Origin of the sequence: Parachryseolinea silvisoli (assembly GCF_021190955.1) — a bacterium.
Lineage (GTDB): Bacteria > Bacteroidota > Bacteroidia > Cytophagales > Cyclobacteriaceae > Ohtaekwangia > Ohtaekwangia silvisoli.
In genome coordinates this window covers 81,363-97,633 of record NZ_JAIOAO010000003.1, presented here as the reverse complement: position 1 = coordinate 97,633, position 16,271 = coordinate 81,363, and the positions used below count along the sequence as shown (strand labels likewise).

At 53.2% G+C, this 16,271-nt stretch carries 13 protein-coding genes; 4 read left to right on the top strand and 9 right to left on the bottom strand.

Features of this window, described 5'->3' with window-relative positions; genetic code table 11:
• Positions 1-24: 24 nt before the first annotated feature.
• Genes K7P01_RS17845 through K7P01_RS17835 form a run of 3 tightly spaced genes read right to left on the bottom strand, consistent with a single transcriptional unit; the run spans position 25 to position 2,807 of the window.
• Positions 25-1,275, bottom strand: coding sequence for a hypothetical protein (locus tag K7P01_RS17845; protein ID WP_267295515.1), 1,251 nt, complete (start codon positions 1,273-1,275; stop codon positions 25-27).
• Positions 1,276-1,306: 31 nt separating this feature from the next.
• Positions 1,307-2,188 (bottom strand): anti-sigma factor family protein, encoded by an 882-nt coding sequence (locus K7P01_RS17840; protein ID WP_267295513.1) that lies wholly within the window; start codon positions 2,186-2,188, stop codon positions 1,307-1,309.
• Positions 2,178-2,807, bottom strand: a complete 630-nt coding sequence (locus tag K7P01_RS17835) for an RNA polymerase sigma factor (RefSeq protein ID WP_267295511.1) — start codon at positions 2,805-2,807, stop codon at positions 2,178-2,180. Before K7P01_RS17835 ends, K7P01_RS17840 begins: the two co-directional genes overlap by 11 nt.
• Positions 2,808-2,956: 149 nt before the next feature.
• Here K7P01_RS17835 and K7P01_RS17830 point away from each other — a divergent pair, with 149 nt between their 5' ends.
• A complete protein-coding gene (locus K7P01_RS17830) occupies positions 2,957-3,727 on the top strand; it encodes a class I SAM-dependent methyltransferase (protein WP_267295509.1) in 771 nt (256 codons plus the stop codon).
• A 4-nt stretch (positions 3,728-3,731) separates the two neighbouring features.
• Positions 3,732-4,568, top strand: a complete 837-nt coding sequence (gene purU, locus K7P01_RS17825; RefSeq protein ID WP_267295507.1) for a formyltetrahydrofolate deformylase — start codon at positions 3,732-3,734, stop codon at positions 4,566-4,568.
• Positions 4,569-4,574: 6 nt separating this feature from the next.
• On the opposite strand, the gene K7P01_RS17820 is transcribed toward purU, so the two are convergent.
• The 6 genes from K7P01_RS17820 to K7P01_RS17795 form a co-directional block, all read right to left on the bottom strand.
• On the bottom strand, positions 4,575-5,174 hold the full coding sequence (locus K7P01_RS17820; RefSeq protein WP_267295505.1) for a precorrin-2 dehydrogenase/sirohydrochlorin ferrochelatase family protein: 600 nt from the start codon (positions 5,172-5,174) through the stop codon (positions 4,575-4,577).
• A gap of 28 nt (positions 5,175-5,202) precedes the next feature.
• Positions 5,203-5,979, bottom strand: a complete 777-nt coding sequence (gene cobA / locus K7P01_RS17815; protein WP_267295503.1) for a uroporphyrinogen-III C-methyltransferase — start codon at positions 5,977-5,979, stop codon at positions 5,203-5,205.
• Between the two features lie 18 nt (positions 5,980-5,997).
• A complete protein-coding gene (locus tag K7P01_RS17810) occupies positions 5,998-8,115 on the bottom strand; it encodes a nitrite reductase (RefSeq protein ID WP_267295501.1) in 2,118 nt (705 codons plus the stop codon).
• A gap of 564 nt (positions 8,116-8,679) precedes the next feature.
• Positions 8,680-9,729: a DUF4407 domain-containing protein gene (locus K7P01_RS17805; RefSeq protein ID WP_267295499.1), complete on the bottom strand. Its 1,050-nt coding sequence runs from the start codon at positions 9,727-9,729 to the stop codon at positions 8,680-8,682.
• A gap of 167 nt (positions 9,730-9,896) precedes the next feature.
• Positions 9,897-10,943, bottom strand: a complete 1,047-nt coding sequence (locus K7P01_RS17800; protein WP_267295497.1) for a fatty acid desaturase family protein — start codon at positions 10,941-10,943, stop codon at positions 9,897-9,899.
• Between the two features lie 98 nt (positions 10,944-11,041).
• Entirely contained in the window at positions 11,042-13,798 is a 2,757-nt protein-coding gene (locus K7P01_RS17795; protein ID WP_267295495.1) for a tetratricopeptide repeat protein, read from the bottom strand.
• Positions 13,799-14,032: 234 nt separating this feature from the next.
• On the opposite strand from K7P01_RS17795, the gene K7P01_RS17790 reads away from it, so the two are divergent.
• Entirely contained in the window at positions 14,033-14,851 is an 819-nt protein-coding gene (locus K7P01_RS17790) for a prohibitin family protein (protein ID WP_267295493.1), read from the top strand.
• Positions 14,852-14,935: 84 nt separating this feature from the next.
• Entirely contained in the window at positions 14,936-16,225 is a 1,290-nt protein-coding gene (locus tag K7P01_RS17785; RefSeq protein WP_267295491.1) for a citrate synthase, read from the top strand.
• Positions 16,226-16,271: the final 46 nt, after the last annotated feature.

Sequence of the window (16,271 nt, the reverse complement as noted above, 5' to 3'; positions counted from 1 at the left end):
AAACGTTAAAAACGGTAGGTTATGTTACTGAATGCTTCCTTTTTTCAGTATAAATTTCCCCAAAGCTACATCTTTTGTAATCTTGCCCGCCTGGTATTCTTTTAAAACACTCCCCTTAATCGACACTTCCAGGGATGCGGGTATACCGCAATCAGGACATGGAGTGATGTTTACCTTAAAAATCAACGACTCGTCATTGCCCAACGCTTTCACTGTTCGTCCATATTCTAAAATATTCTCTTTCAGTTCCTCCTCAAAGCGTGGGTATAGCTCCGCTACTTTTTTGTTGCGGGTCGGCAGGTCCACATCTTCCAGGCCCAGGGTGGGTACGTCAAAGCTGGTATAGCTGCGCTGGGTTGTGCTCAATGTTTGCATGTAGTACACCACGCCGAAGTCCCGCAGCCGGTCGAAATATACCTGCTGTTCAACAAAGTAAGTCTTGGCCAGGTCCACACGGTACAACCGGGTAAAAATGCTTGACAGCAGCTCCAGGTCGGGCTCGACGGAACGCACCACTTCAGCATTGATCACCTTAATTTTATCCAACGCTTGCTGGCGCGTGCCTTTACCCTGTTTGTGCGACACCATATCACTCTTCGTGGCTTCCACCGACACATAGGCCACTGGCTGAGCCCCAAAGTACTGCCCCGCCAACGTGCGTGGCTGGTTGCCCTGGTTGGTTACAATAATCTTTTCTGAAGCCGGCAGCTGCGTAAAAATGTCGCCAAAATCCGCCATAAAGATCTTGGCTGCATCGATGATGCGTTGCGTATAGGCCGCCCGGGCACTGTCCAGGTCGGAGCGGCGCTGGCGCGTCTTCGCATCTTCCAGCTTCATCACCTCTTTCGAGTCGCGTGTCGTCTCTGTCAGCGCCGGCACGCTGGGGGTAGTATAGTTGCGTGACCGCACCGTCATCGCCGGCTCGGAATAAATCCCGCTGGCACCACCTCCCATCAGCACGATGGGCAGCACGTAGCTGGATGGCATGGAGAACGTAAGGCCGTAACCCGACTGATAGCTGACCGACAGCTCCAGCGGCACGTAGGTCCGTTCATCAAATTGTTGTTTGATGAGCGTAGCCAAAATATTCTGGGCCAATTCCACTTCGCGACGCAGTTGGTTTTCATCCATCGGCTTCACATCGCTTGCATGAGAAATTTTTTCCTTTTGTGCTGAGACGCTGGCGATGCCCCATACGAGCGCCAGGACTGTACAGGCCATACGGCCGTGGAAAAACCAGGAAGAACGTGTACGGTTGAGAGGTTGTGACTTCATGATAATGCTTCGGATATTCGTAGTCGTACGGTTAATATTTTGTTTGCACTGCTACCGCCGGGTTGCCCTGACCGTTGGGGCCGCCCACCGAGGTAATAATGCTGGAAAGTATCTGCTCGGTTTCCTGCTGGAAGACACCCGTATTCTGCTCCAATGCATAGAGGCGGCTTTGTACCACTTGCAGGTCGCTGGTGCGTTGCTGTTGCAGGTATTTTGAAAAGTCTACCAACAGGTTTTCAATATAGTCCTTTTGCTGCGTGGCCGAGAGCTGGAAATAGTCTTTGACGACGCGCTGATTCTCGGTTTGCACCTGGGCAATAAAATCCTGGACTTGCTGCTGCGAGGCCGTGGACGCTTCTTTCACCAGGTCGTTAATCCGGCCCGAGTTGCTCGCCAGGCTGCGGCGAATGGACGCATTCAATTCGTGCTGGTTCTCCTGCCAGCTGGCCTGCAGCGTCTGTGTGTTCCGGGTCAGCGACGCATCGATCATCTGCTGCACTTCGTTGGCCGAAAGGGCGGGTGCGGTCGCTGCGGGCGCCGGTGCAACGGCCGGGGCCGACGCCGGTGGACCAAAGCTGATGCGGAACTCGTTGCCCGAAAAACCTGCTTGCAAGCCGGTCAGCCGGCCCGCCAGCATGAGAATAAGTACGGAAGCCGCGATACCGGCCACCACGCGCAATGCTGGTGTATTCCACACAATGCGCGGCGCACTGTCACCAAACACAATGGGCGGTGCAATTACTTCTTTATCCTCCACGGTGCCCATCAGTTGACGCAAGTGCCGGTAGTTCTCCAGCTCCTGGCGGGCCTCGGGGTTCGTCCGGATATATTCATCCATGCGAGCTTTCTCTGCAGCCTCCAGCTCGTCGTAGAGGTATGCCATCCAGGCATGCTGATCGGGTTTATAGCTCATAGCCAATCGTGTCTTTTGTAATTTTTTTTCGCTCCAGGATCTTCTTCAATCCATCCAGCCCATAGTACATCCGCGATTTCACCGTGTTCTCTGAAATGTTGAGCACCTCGGCAATCTCACGGAATTTTAACCCTTCGTATTCCTTCATGATCACCACCTCGCGTTGTTCGTCGCTCAGCTCGCACAACGCTTGCTGCAGAATATCCGACAGCTCGGTGTGGCGGTACTGGCTCTCCGGGTTGGCAAACCGCTGTAATGTCGACTCCCATACGGGCGAATCTTCGGCTTCACGATTCCAGACCACATCAAACGAGAGTGACCGGTTGCCCTTATTGCGTCGTGCCTCCTCGCGGCAGTAGTTCACGGCAATCTTGTATAGCCAGGATTTAAAGCGGGCAATATCTTGCAGGCCGGCCAGGTTCTTACACATGGAGATAAACGTCTTCTGCGAAACCTCCATCGCCAGGTCGTGGTCCAGGAAGAATTTGTAGCAAAAGTTATAGATGCGTTTATACCACAGTTGCACCAGCTTGCCTTGGGCATGCTGATCTCCTTGTCGCGCCCGGACTATCAGGTCGTCAGTATGCATGGTGGCAATCGCTGGTAAAGTTTCGGCCATGTCGTCTTGTTCCGGTTTAGGTAGCAGCAGCCTTCCGCGTTCCGGCGGCAGCGGCTTGCCGCATTCCCGATGTAAAGATGGGGCTTCCCGCCAAAAAGTTTTAGTTCTCGTAAAAATTCAGCTCCCGACTTATCCTATCTTGCGGCCGCATGAAAAAAGTTATTTCCTGGCTGATCCGCTTCGTTCCCCGCAAGTATTTGCAACGGGTTGGCGGTTTTGGTCTGAAGGTGGTCGGCCTGTTCTACCGCGGTTCCGCCGTTACCTGCCCGGTTTGCAGTACCTCCTACCGCACGTTTTTGCCCTACGGCCGCATAAAGCCCCGCCCGAATGCACTGTGCCCGCAATGCCTGTCGTTGGAGCGCCACCGCCTCATCTGGCTGTACCTGCAAGAAAAAACCGCCTTTTTCACCGCCCCCCTCCGGGTGCTGCACATCGCCCCCGAGGCCTGTTTTATTCCCCGGTTCGAAAAGCTGCACGGCGACCGCTACATCACCGGCGACATCGAGTCGCCGCTGGCCAAGGTGAAAATGGATATCCATGCCATTCCTTTTCCCGAAAAAACCTTTGATGCCGTGCTCTGCAACCATGTACTGGAGCACGTGCACGACGATATCCAGGCCATGCGCGAAATTTGCCGCGTGCTGAAACCGGGCGGCTTTTCCATCATGCAGGTACCGTTGTTTGCCCCCATGGGCGACGTCACCATCGAAGACACGACAATCACCGACCCGCGCGAGCGTGAGCGACTGTTCGGCCAGGACGACCACGTTCGCAAATACGGCCGCGACTATTCCCGCCGCATCGAGCGTGCCGGCCTGCGTGCTGTCGAAGACAATTTTGTAAACACGCTCTCCCGCGAGAAACAAAAGGCCTATGGCCTGGTGCCGGGAGAAATCATCTATACAGGTTTCAAGCCCTAACGTTATGGACGCCGGAATATTACTCATCCATTGCCCCGACCGCCCCGGATTGATTTACGCCATCACCCAGGTGATCTACCGCCACCAACTTAACATCCTGGGCAACGGCGAGTTTGTCGAGCGCACCTATAACCACTTCTTTATGCGCACCGAGTTCTCGGGCGTTGTAGAAGAAACCATCTTTTTACAACAACTGCGGGAGATACTCCCGTCGGATGCGTTTATCAAACTAACGGCACGCAGCAAACGGGACATCGTCATTCTGGCTACCAAAGAGCATCACTGCCTCAGCGACCTGCTCATCCGCCATACCTTTCAAGAGCTCAACGCCAATATCCTCTGCGTAATCAGCAACCACCAAAATCTGGAGGACCTGACCCGCAAGTTCGACGTACCATTTCATTACATACCGGCCGAAGGCAAAGACCGCGCAGCACATGAAGCCGAGGTCCAGGAAGTTATACAACAGTATAATCCCGAGTTCCTGGTGCTGGCCAAGTATATGCGCATCCTCTCCCCGGCTTTCATCGGAAACTTTATCCATCGCATCATCAATATTCACCACTCGTTCTTACCCGCCTTTGTCGGCGCAAACCCGTACCAACAGGCATACGACCGGGGAGTAAAAATAATCGGCGCCACCGCCCACTTCGTAAACGACAGCCTCGACGAAGGCCCCATCATTGCCCAGAGCGTCATACCGGTAGCTCACAGCCACAGCGCATGGGAAATGACGCAAGCTGGCCGCGATGTCGAGAAGATCGTGCTGGCACGTTCGTTAAAGCTAGTATTTAACGACAGTGTGTTTGTTTATCGGAATAAGACTATCATTCTCGAATAACGCTGGCTAGGACGTCGGTGTGGCCTGCTTGTTATCGAGCCAGGTCGTGGTAATCTCGTTCAGTACTTTCACTTTGTGATTAAAATCGCCCGTAAGCTGCTCGCGGATTTTTTGCATGTTATCGAGCAGATCGTTGGTGTCGTCGGGCAGTGCCTCTTCGAGGTACTCGCGAATGCGTTTAGAGATCGTCGGCGACTTGCCATTGGTAGACACACCGATCTTGAGATTTCCTTTCGTCACAACAGATCCTAAGTAAAAATCGCATAAATCCGGTGTGTCGGCCACGTTGATCAGCAGCTTGCGCGTGCGGGCGAACCTGCGAATGGTTTCGTGTAACTGCCGGTTGTCGGTCGCCAGGATCACCAGGTCTTTATCCCACAGATCCCATAGCTTAAAATTACGCTCTTCAATTTTTACTCCAGGATGATTCTTCGCCAGGTCATGCACCGCCTGCTGCACATGGCGTGCCACGAGGGTGACCTTGGCCGCCGGGCTGTTCTTCAATACTGCCGTCAGCTTCTCGAGGCCCACATGACCACCCCCGACAATCAGCATGTCGAGCATTTCTAGCTTGAGGAATACCGGAAAAAGATTGTTGCGTTCCATCGGGAAAAACGGTTTAACGTGAAGGCCGTCAGGCCATGGATTTAGTAGCGACAACGACGTGCTCCAGCGCGCGTGCATACCGCACAACCTCGCCGACAATAATGACAGCCGGCGCACCGATGCCGGCGTCCGCCGCCTGCGTTGCAATGGACGCTACTGTGCCGACCACGCTTTGTTGCTGGGGCAAGGTACCGTTCTGTATCACTGCCACCGGCACGTTGCCTTTGCCTTGCGCTTCAAACTGCGTCATGATCTCCGTCAACCGGCCCAGTCCCATCAGGATAACCACCGTAGCCGTCGACTGCGCTGCCAGGGCAATGTCGCCCGACAGCGCCCCTGTACGGGTAGTGGCTGTAACCACCCACAGGCTTTCGCTAAAGCCCCGGGCTGTAACCGGTATATGCAAACTGGCGGGTACTGCCAGGGCGCTGCTGATACCCGGTACCACCGCCGTGGGCACGCCTTGCGATTCGGCAAAGTCGATCTCTTCTGAGCCACGACCAAAGACAAACGGGTCGCCGCCTTTCAGGCGTACTACGTGGCCGTACTGAAAGGCAAACTCAACGATCAGCTCGTTGATCTCCTCTTGCTTGTACGAATGCTCGCCCGCACGTTTACCCACCGAAAAGGCAGGCACACCGGCTGGAATGAGCTCCAGAATCTGCTGCGACACCAGCGCGTCGTACAACACCACGTCTGCCGCCTGCAGGGCCTTGATGGCCTTGAGGGTGATCAGTTCCGGATCACCCGGCCCTGCCCCTACCAGCGTCAACCGGGGGTCTTTCTGCGCGCTTCTATTTTTCATGACCATCGATCGGACACGTTATTTCTCTACTACTTCTTTATCTGCCGCTTCACGGTACACCCTTGCTTCTCCGAGGAACTTCGCAGAAGCTTCCAGGTATTCGGTGGCAAAGGCTGCCGTAGGCTCGTTTTTGTTGATGCGCAATACCACGTCTTTGAAGCTCTCCGGGAGCGAAAACGCCTGCGTATCGACAAAGTGCTTCTGGAAATCATTGATCACCTGAATCTGCGTACTGGGCTTGATATCGCGCGTCAGCAGCATTGCTTTGGCGGTATTAATATACGCACTGTAACCATGGTAAATGGCATCGGCGTAATGTTGTTGGCGGAATGCCTTCCCGGCCCACTCCAGCTTCTCGTCAGATTCGAAGAACAGGGTGGCTACCAGGTCGATCATAATCGCCGCGCACTCGCCCACCGCGGTGTGCAGAATAAAGTTATGGTCTTCTCCCCAGTCGATGTAGTCCGTGGGCACGACGCTCGTCAGGTCGCCCAGCGGCTTCAGCAACGTATAAAAGTGGTTGCGGCCCACGCGCAGGAAATAGTCATGGTAATATTCACCATCCTGGCTGTTCGCCTCGTAGTCATCGAGCAACAGGCGCAACGCGTCCGGGCCGCGCTTGCTGGGGATCTTAATGATCTTATCGGAAATGATCCCGTCGCCATTCTTCAGCTTGCCGCCACCCAACAGCACCACCAGCGCCGGCAACACTTTGCCTTGCTTGTCTTTGATCGTACTGCCGTGCAGGCCAATGCCCGCCAGGCCGTGCTGCCCACAGGAATTGGGGCAACCACTGATCTTGATTTTGATGTCGGTATTGTGAACCATCTCGGGATATTCCTCGCGAATCACTTTCTCCAACGCCAGCGAAATGTTGGTGCTGTCAGAAATGGCCAGATTACACGACTCCGTACCGGGGCACGCTGTGATGTCGGCGACGCTGTCAAAGCCAGGCTCGGCCAGCCCCACCTTGTCAAGGGCTGCATACAAGTGCTTCAACGCTTCAGGACGCACATACCGGATCAGGTACCCCTGGTTCACCGTCACGCGCATTTCAGCGCCGGCGAACTGGTCAACGATGTCGGCAAAATAGCGCGCCAGGTTAGACGACATATTGCCCAACGGCAACTTGACGTATACACCGTGGAAGCCTTCCTGCTTCTGAGTCACTACGTTGGTTTTATACCAACGTGCATATTTAACAGCGTCTGCCGGCTCCGGCGCTTCGCCCAGTTGAATCGTTGACGGAGTTTCTTCCGGCAAAATGTTCCGGTTTATAACATACGTCTTCGACTTAAGCGCGTTGGTTTCTTCTTCCGCCAGGGCCATGACTTTCTCTAAGCCAAGGTCATCGAGCAAGAATTTAAAGCGCGCTTTCATCCGGCGGTTGCGCTCGCCGTAACGGTCGAATACACGCAGAATAGCTTCTGTAAAAGGAATGATCTTGTCTTCGTGCAGGAACTCATAGGCTACCTGCGCCAAGTACGGGTTTGCACCCAAACCACCGCCGATCATGACCTTAAAACCACGCTCGCCCTGCTCGTTGATCCGGGGCAAAAAGCCCAGGTCGTGAATGAACGAGAAGGCCGTATCGTCGTCGCTCGACGAGAAGGAGATCTTGAACTTGCGTCCCATTTCCTGGCAGATCGGGTTGCGCAGGAAGTATTGGAATGTTTCGTAGGCGTAAGGCGATACGTCGAATGGCTCCTTCGGATCGATGCCCGCCAGGTCTGATGCCGTTACGTTCCGCACGGTGTTACCGCAGGCCTCGCGCGTTGTGATCTGGTCTTTTTCCAGCAGCGCCCACAGCTCGGGCGTACGGTCAAGGCTTACAAAATGTATTTGAATGTCCTGCCGGGTGGTGGCATGCAGGTTCTTGCTGGCATACTCATCCGAAATGTCTGCAATGCGCCGCATCTGCTTGGTGGAGATACGCCCCAACGGCAGCTTGATACGGATCATCTGCACCCCCGGCTGCCGCTGTCCGTAAATGCCGCGCGCCAGCCGGAGGCTGCGGAATTTGTCGCTATCGATCTTCCCGTCACGGAAAAGACGGATCTTCTTCTCCAGGTCGAGAATATCTTGTGCCACTACCGGGTTGTTCAAATCTTCTAATTCGGTGCGAAAGCTTTGCATGGCTAAGGGCTGTTTGTTCGGTTTTCTGTTAAAATAAAAAGAGCCTTTCCAGCTTGCAGGAAAGGCTCGTTATAAATGTGTTGTCTCTTTTCTTGTATTATAGACCATCACGGTTCCAAGCTCCTGCAACCCGCAAGAAACGCTTACACCAACACATCTTCATAGAAGGTGTTGCGTTTTGGGTAGCGTAAAATGGGGCTTTACTGGTCATATCTATAGCTAAGGTAGAGTTTATGGGATTAAAAACAATAACTTCGTCCAGAAAAAATCGAAATTCTTCGATACAATGTGATGACCGGTCATCGGTACATCCAGACCGGCCAGGCCCACAATTTCATGTAATTAATTGTACGTAAGAGTGTTGCAAAAATCTGTAACGATTCCGATCCGTCGTCATCACAAGCCCGTTCGCTGGAGAAAACGGCGGCAATTCATCGGGAGATATCCGTCTGTTGTCCTGGTCCTTTTAGCACTAGCTTATCACTAGCTTAACTCTAGCTAGACTCTAGCTCAAGACTAGCTCATCCCACCTGATGGCTCCCCTTTCAAGATATTTTTAAGACATCACGGCTCTATTTCCGCGTCCAACCTCCCAGCGATAAAAGTGCGTTCGTGCTGGGGATAATTGGCTGTACGTTCCTTGGCCGTAGTATTCATCCGCGCGAGCTCCTCAATCTCGTGTACGGTAAACTGGTGCTCCTCAACTTTCAATAAGTTGTCATAAGGCCCCTTCCCGGAAATCAGCTTCACAAACACCGGCGCTGTTTCAATAGCAATAAACAACAGCATGATAAACCAGTGCGCCCAGGCCATGGCACTGCTGGCTTCCGTAAGGCGATCCATCGCTTCCATGCGCGCCGCAGGGCCGTTCATACTGCTGCGTTCTAATGCCACCAGGGCCTGGCTTAACGATGAGTCCTGTTCGGCAATGCCTTTCTCTAATTGCTGGATGCGCGCCTGGTTGGCTTCCGTAACGGCGGCCAATTCCGCCTCGGCCCGGTCGGCGTCGGCTTTCTTTACTTTATAGATTGGTCCTAAGTTCTTCTTGCGGCTGCCGCCCGTACCGTCAGCTTCCTCACGCGCCAGGCGCACGCGGTCATTGCGGATAACTTCCTTGGCGACGATCTCCGCTTTCAGTACTTGTACCTGTGCGCTGAGGCTATCGCGAAAAGGTTGAAAACGTGCCGTAACCTGCACCTCTTGCTCGCGGTACTTTTGCTGCTCCATGACGATCAGCTCGGGCTCAATTTCCTTTTGAAAGATCTTTAACTCCAGGGGCTTCGCAATAACGATAGAGATCAACACGGCCAGGATGATCCGTGGCGACGCCATCAACAGCTCGCGGCGGCCGTTGCCTTCCTTCCGCATACTGCAAACGATAAAACGGTCGAGGTTAAAGATCATCAGGCCCCACAGGACCGCGAAAAAGGCCGCAATCCACGCACTATCGAAAATGGTATATAAGGCATACCCACCCGAGGCGGCAGCGAACAGCCCCGTAAAAAAGATCGTCGCGCCAATGCCGACGTACTTGCTGGTTTCCGAAGGGCATTTTTCAAGGATGCGTCGGTCGGCACCCGAGCACCACAGGAAGAAGTCTGTTATTTTTTGCATGCAGGATAAACGCAGGGTGATTCAGCGATATTGTATGGTGTCACAATCCTCAGGCCACATCCGGAATCAGGGTCTATATAACCCTGGCGGCGTTCCTGAACCGTTGCGCTGCACAAATATGAACAGTCCGGTGTTCACGTCTGCGATCTTCTCAAAAAAAATTATGGCTATGCAATAGCGCGTGCCCGCCGTTTCATCAGATCGATCACCTCCTGTTCGGAGGTGAACATACCGTGCACATTGACCACCCGTTTCGCCAGTTTTTTGTAGTCTTTATTCATGAGATACCACCACACATGCAGAAAGTGGATGCCCTCGAATACCAATGCCTTATTCTCGGCATAATCACGTAAGTTCGTTTGCAGGTGCTCGGGGTGCAGCGTCCAATGCAAGGCAGGCTTGATGTGATGGCTTATGTGGTAGCCGTCGTTCCAGCATTTTTTGTTGTACGGTGTGTTCACACAGGTAATGCTGTTCTTATAAAAATTACCCGGGTCCTCGGCGTCGATAAACGAATGCTGCGCCCAGTTACCCACCATCATGACGATGCGCGAGAGCAGCAGCGGCAGTAGAAATACCCATACCGTTGCTTGCCAGCTGATGAAACAAAGGCCTATACACGCTCCAAAAAATACAAGCTCACCGCGTATGACTCTGTTGCGCAGCGCGACCTGGCTTCGCTCGTTGAAGTACCACGCCAGGGAGGGGATAACGGTAAAGAAGAATTTAGAAAAGTAAACCAAAAAGGAGCGAAGGCTATCGCGCTGATATTGCATCGTCGAGCTCAGGTCATTCTCCATGTTATTCTCACGGTGGTGCATCGCCAGGTGGTGGGCCGCGTAGGTCTCCGGCGTTTGCCCGAAGAATGGGCTGAGCACCCACGGAAGATATTTATTCAGAAACGCATTTTGCGTGTTGAATAAAGGACGATGACTGCTGCAATGCAGCATCAGGCCGAACGGCCCTTTAAACACAAAGTTATTAAATGTAAAATATACCGTGGCGACTACCCACCATACCCAGCCCGTGATAAACGGCAGGAACAATAGAATTCCTACAGGCACCATCGTTAGGGAAATTTTTATAGTCAGGTAAATAAAGGGAAGGTCGCGCGGATCGTTGATTCGTTTTAACCAAAACCGGTCGAAGGCATTGTAAACGGGATTCGAATTAGGCACTGGATCTACGAGTGTAAGAACGGTAACTGGCTTCATGAAGTGTTTAGGTGAATAGACAAGATAGCCTTTTCCGACAAACAAAGCGAATCTCAGGCTGCATCTCCCCACGCTGGCCGTGTTTCTCCACACAAAGGTTAGCGTGGCATGACCGGCCACCGGTCGTCGTGCAACGGAAACGCCAGGATAAATTTAGCCCCCGCTACCACTGTCGTATCGGCGCGGATAGTCCCCTTAAGCTTTTCAACAGCCTTCTTCACGATATACAATCCCAGTCCGTTGCCCTTGGAGCGTTCGCTGCCGCGGAAATACATGTCAAAGATGCGATCGCCCAGGTCTTTTTGTATACCCTGCCCGTTGTCTTCTGCTTCAATGATACAGTCCGTACCCGCCTGGTAGGCGCGCAGGGTAATGTGCGGTTTATAGGGTGTGGCGAACTGGATGGAATTCTCTACCAGGTTTTCCAGAATGATCCGGATCATTGCAGGGTACGACACAAACGCTTCCGGGAGGGATACGACACACGTGGTAATGATACCGCGTTGATCGAGCTCGTCGCGGAAACCTTTGCATACCGTATGAAATAGTTCCTCCACCAATACTTCTTTATACACAAGCTCTTGTGCTCCCACGTCGCTGATGGATTGCAGCTTCACCAGCATCTTATCCAGGCTGCGGGCTGTCTCCTTTACTTTGTCAAACAGTTCGAGCGCTGTTTTGTCTTTTACGGTAATTTTCGCCACTTCGGCCAATCCCATAAACGTGGTCAGTGGCCGGCGGAAGTCGTGTGACGAGCGATAGAAAAATGTATCCAGCTCTTTGTAGGCTTCTTTTAATTGGGCGGTGCGTTTGGTCACACTCAGGTCGAGGTCGCGGTTGATCTCTACGATCATCTCGTTGGTCTCGCGCAGCTCTTCCGACTGTGCCTGAATCTCCTCGGTCTTTTCTGTCAGCTCCATGTTCAGGCGTACCAGGGCGCGGTTGGCACCACTCAGCTCTTCGGACTGGGCTTGTATCTCTTCTTTCTGTTCAAAGATCTCGCGGTTCAGCCTGCTCAGCTCTTCGTTGGCTTTGCTCTTCGTGCGGTTGTAGCGAAAGAATATCACCACCAACACAGCCATCAGTATACAGGCAAGAACGGCCAGGATCAGCACGGTATTCTGAAAACGCAGCCGGCTTTTCTGGGCCGCCAGCAAAGACTGCTGCATGTTGTTTTGCTGATTCAGCATAACAATCTCCTGCTCGTTCTTTTCCAACTGGTACAGGGCGTTGAGCTCCGCCTGGCGCGTGGCGACCGCACCGGTATAGAGACTGTCGCTGATGCGGATATAAGCCTCGTAAAACTCCATCGCCTTTTCATAGCGACCACTGCCCCGATACATCGCCGACAGGTTGCTGTATACGTCCCGCATCAGGTCTGCCGAACTGACCGTCTTCACCTGCTCGAGGGCCGCCAGGGCAAAGTGTTCGGCCTGGCCATACTCCTTTTGGGCCAGCATGATCTTGGCCATGGTGTTGTAGTGCCGGGCCAGCCCTCCATGATCTTTGTATTTATAGGCCAACGTATAGGCCTGCGTTTCGTATCGTATAGCCTCCACGTAATTTTCCTGCTGCAACAGTACCTGCGCCTTGTGGTCACAGACAGTACCTTGCAATACGGGCAAATCTACGCGGGCAAGAATGGCCAGCGCCGAGTCATAGTCGTGCAAGGCTTCCGGTAGCCGGCCTTCGCGGCGGGCAATGTAACCGCGTAATGTATAGAACTGCGCAAGGCCGGCCTGGTCGCCAATGGCACGAAAGATTTTGCGGGCGCCATTGGCCCGCATGTAGGCCTTGGGTATGTCGCGCTGCTCGGCATGCGCCCATCCCATCTGGATATAGGTACGGGCCGCCTCCTGGCGATGCTCCGCCGGTTCGTCGATCTTGAGTGACCGGTAAAAGAAGTCAAATGCATTCTGGTAATCGCCCTGTGTCTCAAAAATGCGGCCGATGTTCTTCAGCACGATGGCCTGGTAGCGCTTAAAGGGGTGATGGTTGAGTGAATCGAGCGCCACGTTAAACAGTCGCATGGCCTGCAGAAAGTCTCCTTGCCCAAAGAACACCTCGCCCTGGTGCAGGTTATAGAACATCAACAGCTCCGGGTTGTTGTGGCGTCGGGCCAATCCGCGGATTTTGCGAAAGTAATACGCCGCCGAATCAAAGGCATGCATGGCGGTGTGGGTTACGCCGATGGTCTTCCACGACTCGCCACAGGCCGTGCTGTCGCCCAGCGCCAGCCTTATCTGCAGGGCCTGACGGAAGTAGTGACGTGCTTCTTCAAACGCCGACTGCTCGTATTTCACCAGGCCACGGTTGTGGAAGAGCACGCCGTGGACCGCCGTAATGGCCCGTTCCTCCAGGCAGCCTTCGGCCTTGCGAAAATAGACTTCGCAGGAGTCGAAGTTGGCGTAAATGCGATGCAGGTTGGCAATGCGGGTATAGGTCTCCGCCAGGTACGGCGGCTGCGTCAGGTTATCGGCCGAGGCAGTCAGCGCCCGCCGGTAATAGCTCATCGAAAGCTTGTAATTGCCCGTAAAGTAATAATACGTGCCGATGTCTGTTAGGGCAAGGGTTATGCCGCGGCCGTAGGAGATGCGGCGTGCGAAGTTGTGCGCATCCTTGGCATACTCTAGGGCCGTCTCGAAGTTGTAGTCCCAGGTTTCGCCAGTCAGTTGATGGAGAATGTCGCACTTCTCGCGGCCATCGGAGGTTTGTGTAAATGCACGGACAAGGCCCTCGATGCGAGCCGTTTGCGCATAAGCTGCCGTACAGGCAAGCCATAAAAGACAACCGTATCCTACCCTGCGCACCATCTTCCGTAGATCCGTAAGCTTACCATAAGCGAAGCAACTCACATTCATTCCGTTGGCCGAAGCAAACTTTCAAGGTGCAAGCTATACAAGGGGATGAAACAACGGCGGGATAAAACGTAAAATCTGCTCAACCTTTTCAAGATAGGCGATAAAATTGTGGTTTGCTATGGGGAAAACGGAAAAGTTTCGGTCGCCAAAGCGATTTTCTTCGTAGTTTTGATTATTGCCACCCGGCGACCGCGCCCATATCAGCAGCCACAAACTTATACCTATATCATGAACAATCGTCGACTGCTACCCCTGATCATTGTGGGGGTAATTGCTTTTTTCATACTCCTGGGAATCTCTTCAAGTCTCTTCTTCTCCGTCAACGCCACCCAACGTGCCGTCGTGTTCTACAAGTTCGGCATAGGTCTTGACAAAGACAATATCGCTCAACCCGGCTTTCATATGAAGGCCCCCTGGAACGATGTCTTCGTCTACGATGTTCAGGAGACATCGCAGGATGAGAACATGGATGTACTCGACAAAAGCGGGTTGTCGATTCACGTCGATATCAGCGTGCGGTTTAAACCGATCCCGGAAAAGGTCGGATACATTTATGAGAAGTTTAATATGAACTATATCAACGTACTGGTCGTACCCGAAGTACGGTCTACCGTGCGCCAGGTTATGGGCCGGTTCACGGCCGAAGAGATCTATTCAACCAAACGCGCCGAGGTGGAAGCTACCATAAAAGAAGAGTCGGAGAAAATCCTGCATGCCAACAACGTCACGATGGTGGCCCTGCTTATCCGGTCCATCCAACTACCCGACCAGATTCGTATAGCCATTGAAAGTAAGCTGCAACAACAGCAAGAAGCGCTGGCCTATCAGTTCCGGCTGGACAAAGAGAAGAGCGAGGCTGAACGGAAGCGCATTGCCGCCGAAGGCGAGGCCCGTGCTAACAACATCGTGAACAGCAGCTTGTCCGATAAGCTATTGAAAATGAGAGGGATTGAGGCAACGTTGGAGTTGTCAAAATCCCCCAACAGCAAGATTGTGATCGTGGGATCGTCGAAGGACGGGTTACCACTGATTCTGGGCAATAATTAGAAAAAATGCTTTTTTTAAGGCATTCCTTTCGCTTGCAAAAATCTAGCCTGTATATTTAAAACCGCTGTAACAATCATTAAAAACATGTCAAAAACTGCTGAACTAATTATTGACGGAAAGTCATACACGTTGCCCCTGGTGGTAGGGTCGGAAAATGAAGTGGGCATCGACATCGCCGAGCTGCTCGAAAAGACAGGCGCGGTGACGCTTGACTTAGGTTACAAAAATACGGGAGCGACCAAAAGTGCGATCACCTTCCTGGACGGCGACAAAGGTATCCTGCGGTACCGCGGTTATTCAATCGAGGAGCTCGCGGAGAAATCGAACTTCCTGGAAGTAGCCTATCTGTTGATCTTTGGTGAGCTGCCCAGTCAACAACAATACAACACATTTTCACACGACATCAAAACACACACCCTGGTGCACGAGGATATCAAAAAGATCCTGGACGGGTTCCCGTCTACCGCGCATCCCATGGGCGTGCTGGCGTCGCTGTTCTGCTCGCAGACTGCCTTCTATCCCGAATCGCTCGATCCGAACCGCTCGACCGAAGGCGTGTACCTCAGCATCGTGCGGTCCATGGCGAAGATGCCGACCTTTGCCGCGTGGGCTTATAAGAATGCCGTGGGGCACCCGGTAAACTATCCGGACAACTCCCTCGACTATTGCTCACGCTTCCTCAAGATGATGTTCGCCCTTCCTGCCGAACAATACGAAGTAGACCCGGTAGTGGCCACAGCGTTGGACAAGCTGTTGATCCTGCACGCCGACCATGAGCAAAACTGTTCTACATCTACCGTACGGATCGTAGGTTCTTCGAAAGCCAGCATCTACTCCTCTCTGTCTGCCGGGATGAACGCCCTGTGGGGACCGTTGCACGGCGGTGCCAACCAGGAAGTGATCGTGATGCTCGAGCAAATCAAGAAAGACGGCGGCGACACCGAGAAGTGGATTAACAAAGCCAAAGACAAAAACGACCCGTTCCGCCTGATGGGCTTCGGTCACCGTGTATACAAAAACTTCGACCCGCGCGCGAAGATCATCAAGAAAGCTGCCGACGACGTACTGGCAAAACTGGGCATTAACGACCCTGTCCTGGAAATCGCTCAGAAGCTGGAAGAAGCGGCCCTGAAAGACCCATACTTCATCGAACGCAAGCTTTACCCGAACGTGGACTTCTACTCTGGCATTATCTACCGTGCTCTGGGTCTGCCGACAGACCTGTTCACCGTGATGTTTGCTATGGGTCGTCTGCCCGGTTGGATTGCTCAGTGGAAAGAAATGCGTGAGAACAAAGAGCCTATCGGCCGGCCGCGTCAGATTTACACCGGCGAAAGGCTGCGTGCGTATGTGCCCGTAGGAAATCGTGGATAACCCTTTCGCTACAGCATAATTGATTCGTTACCCGACGGGTGAGCTC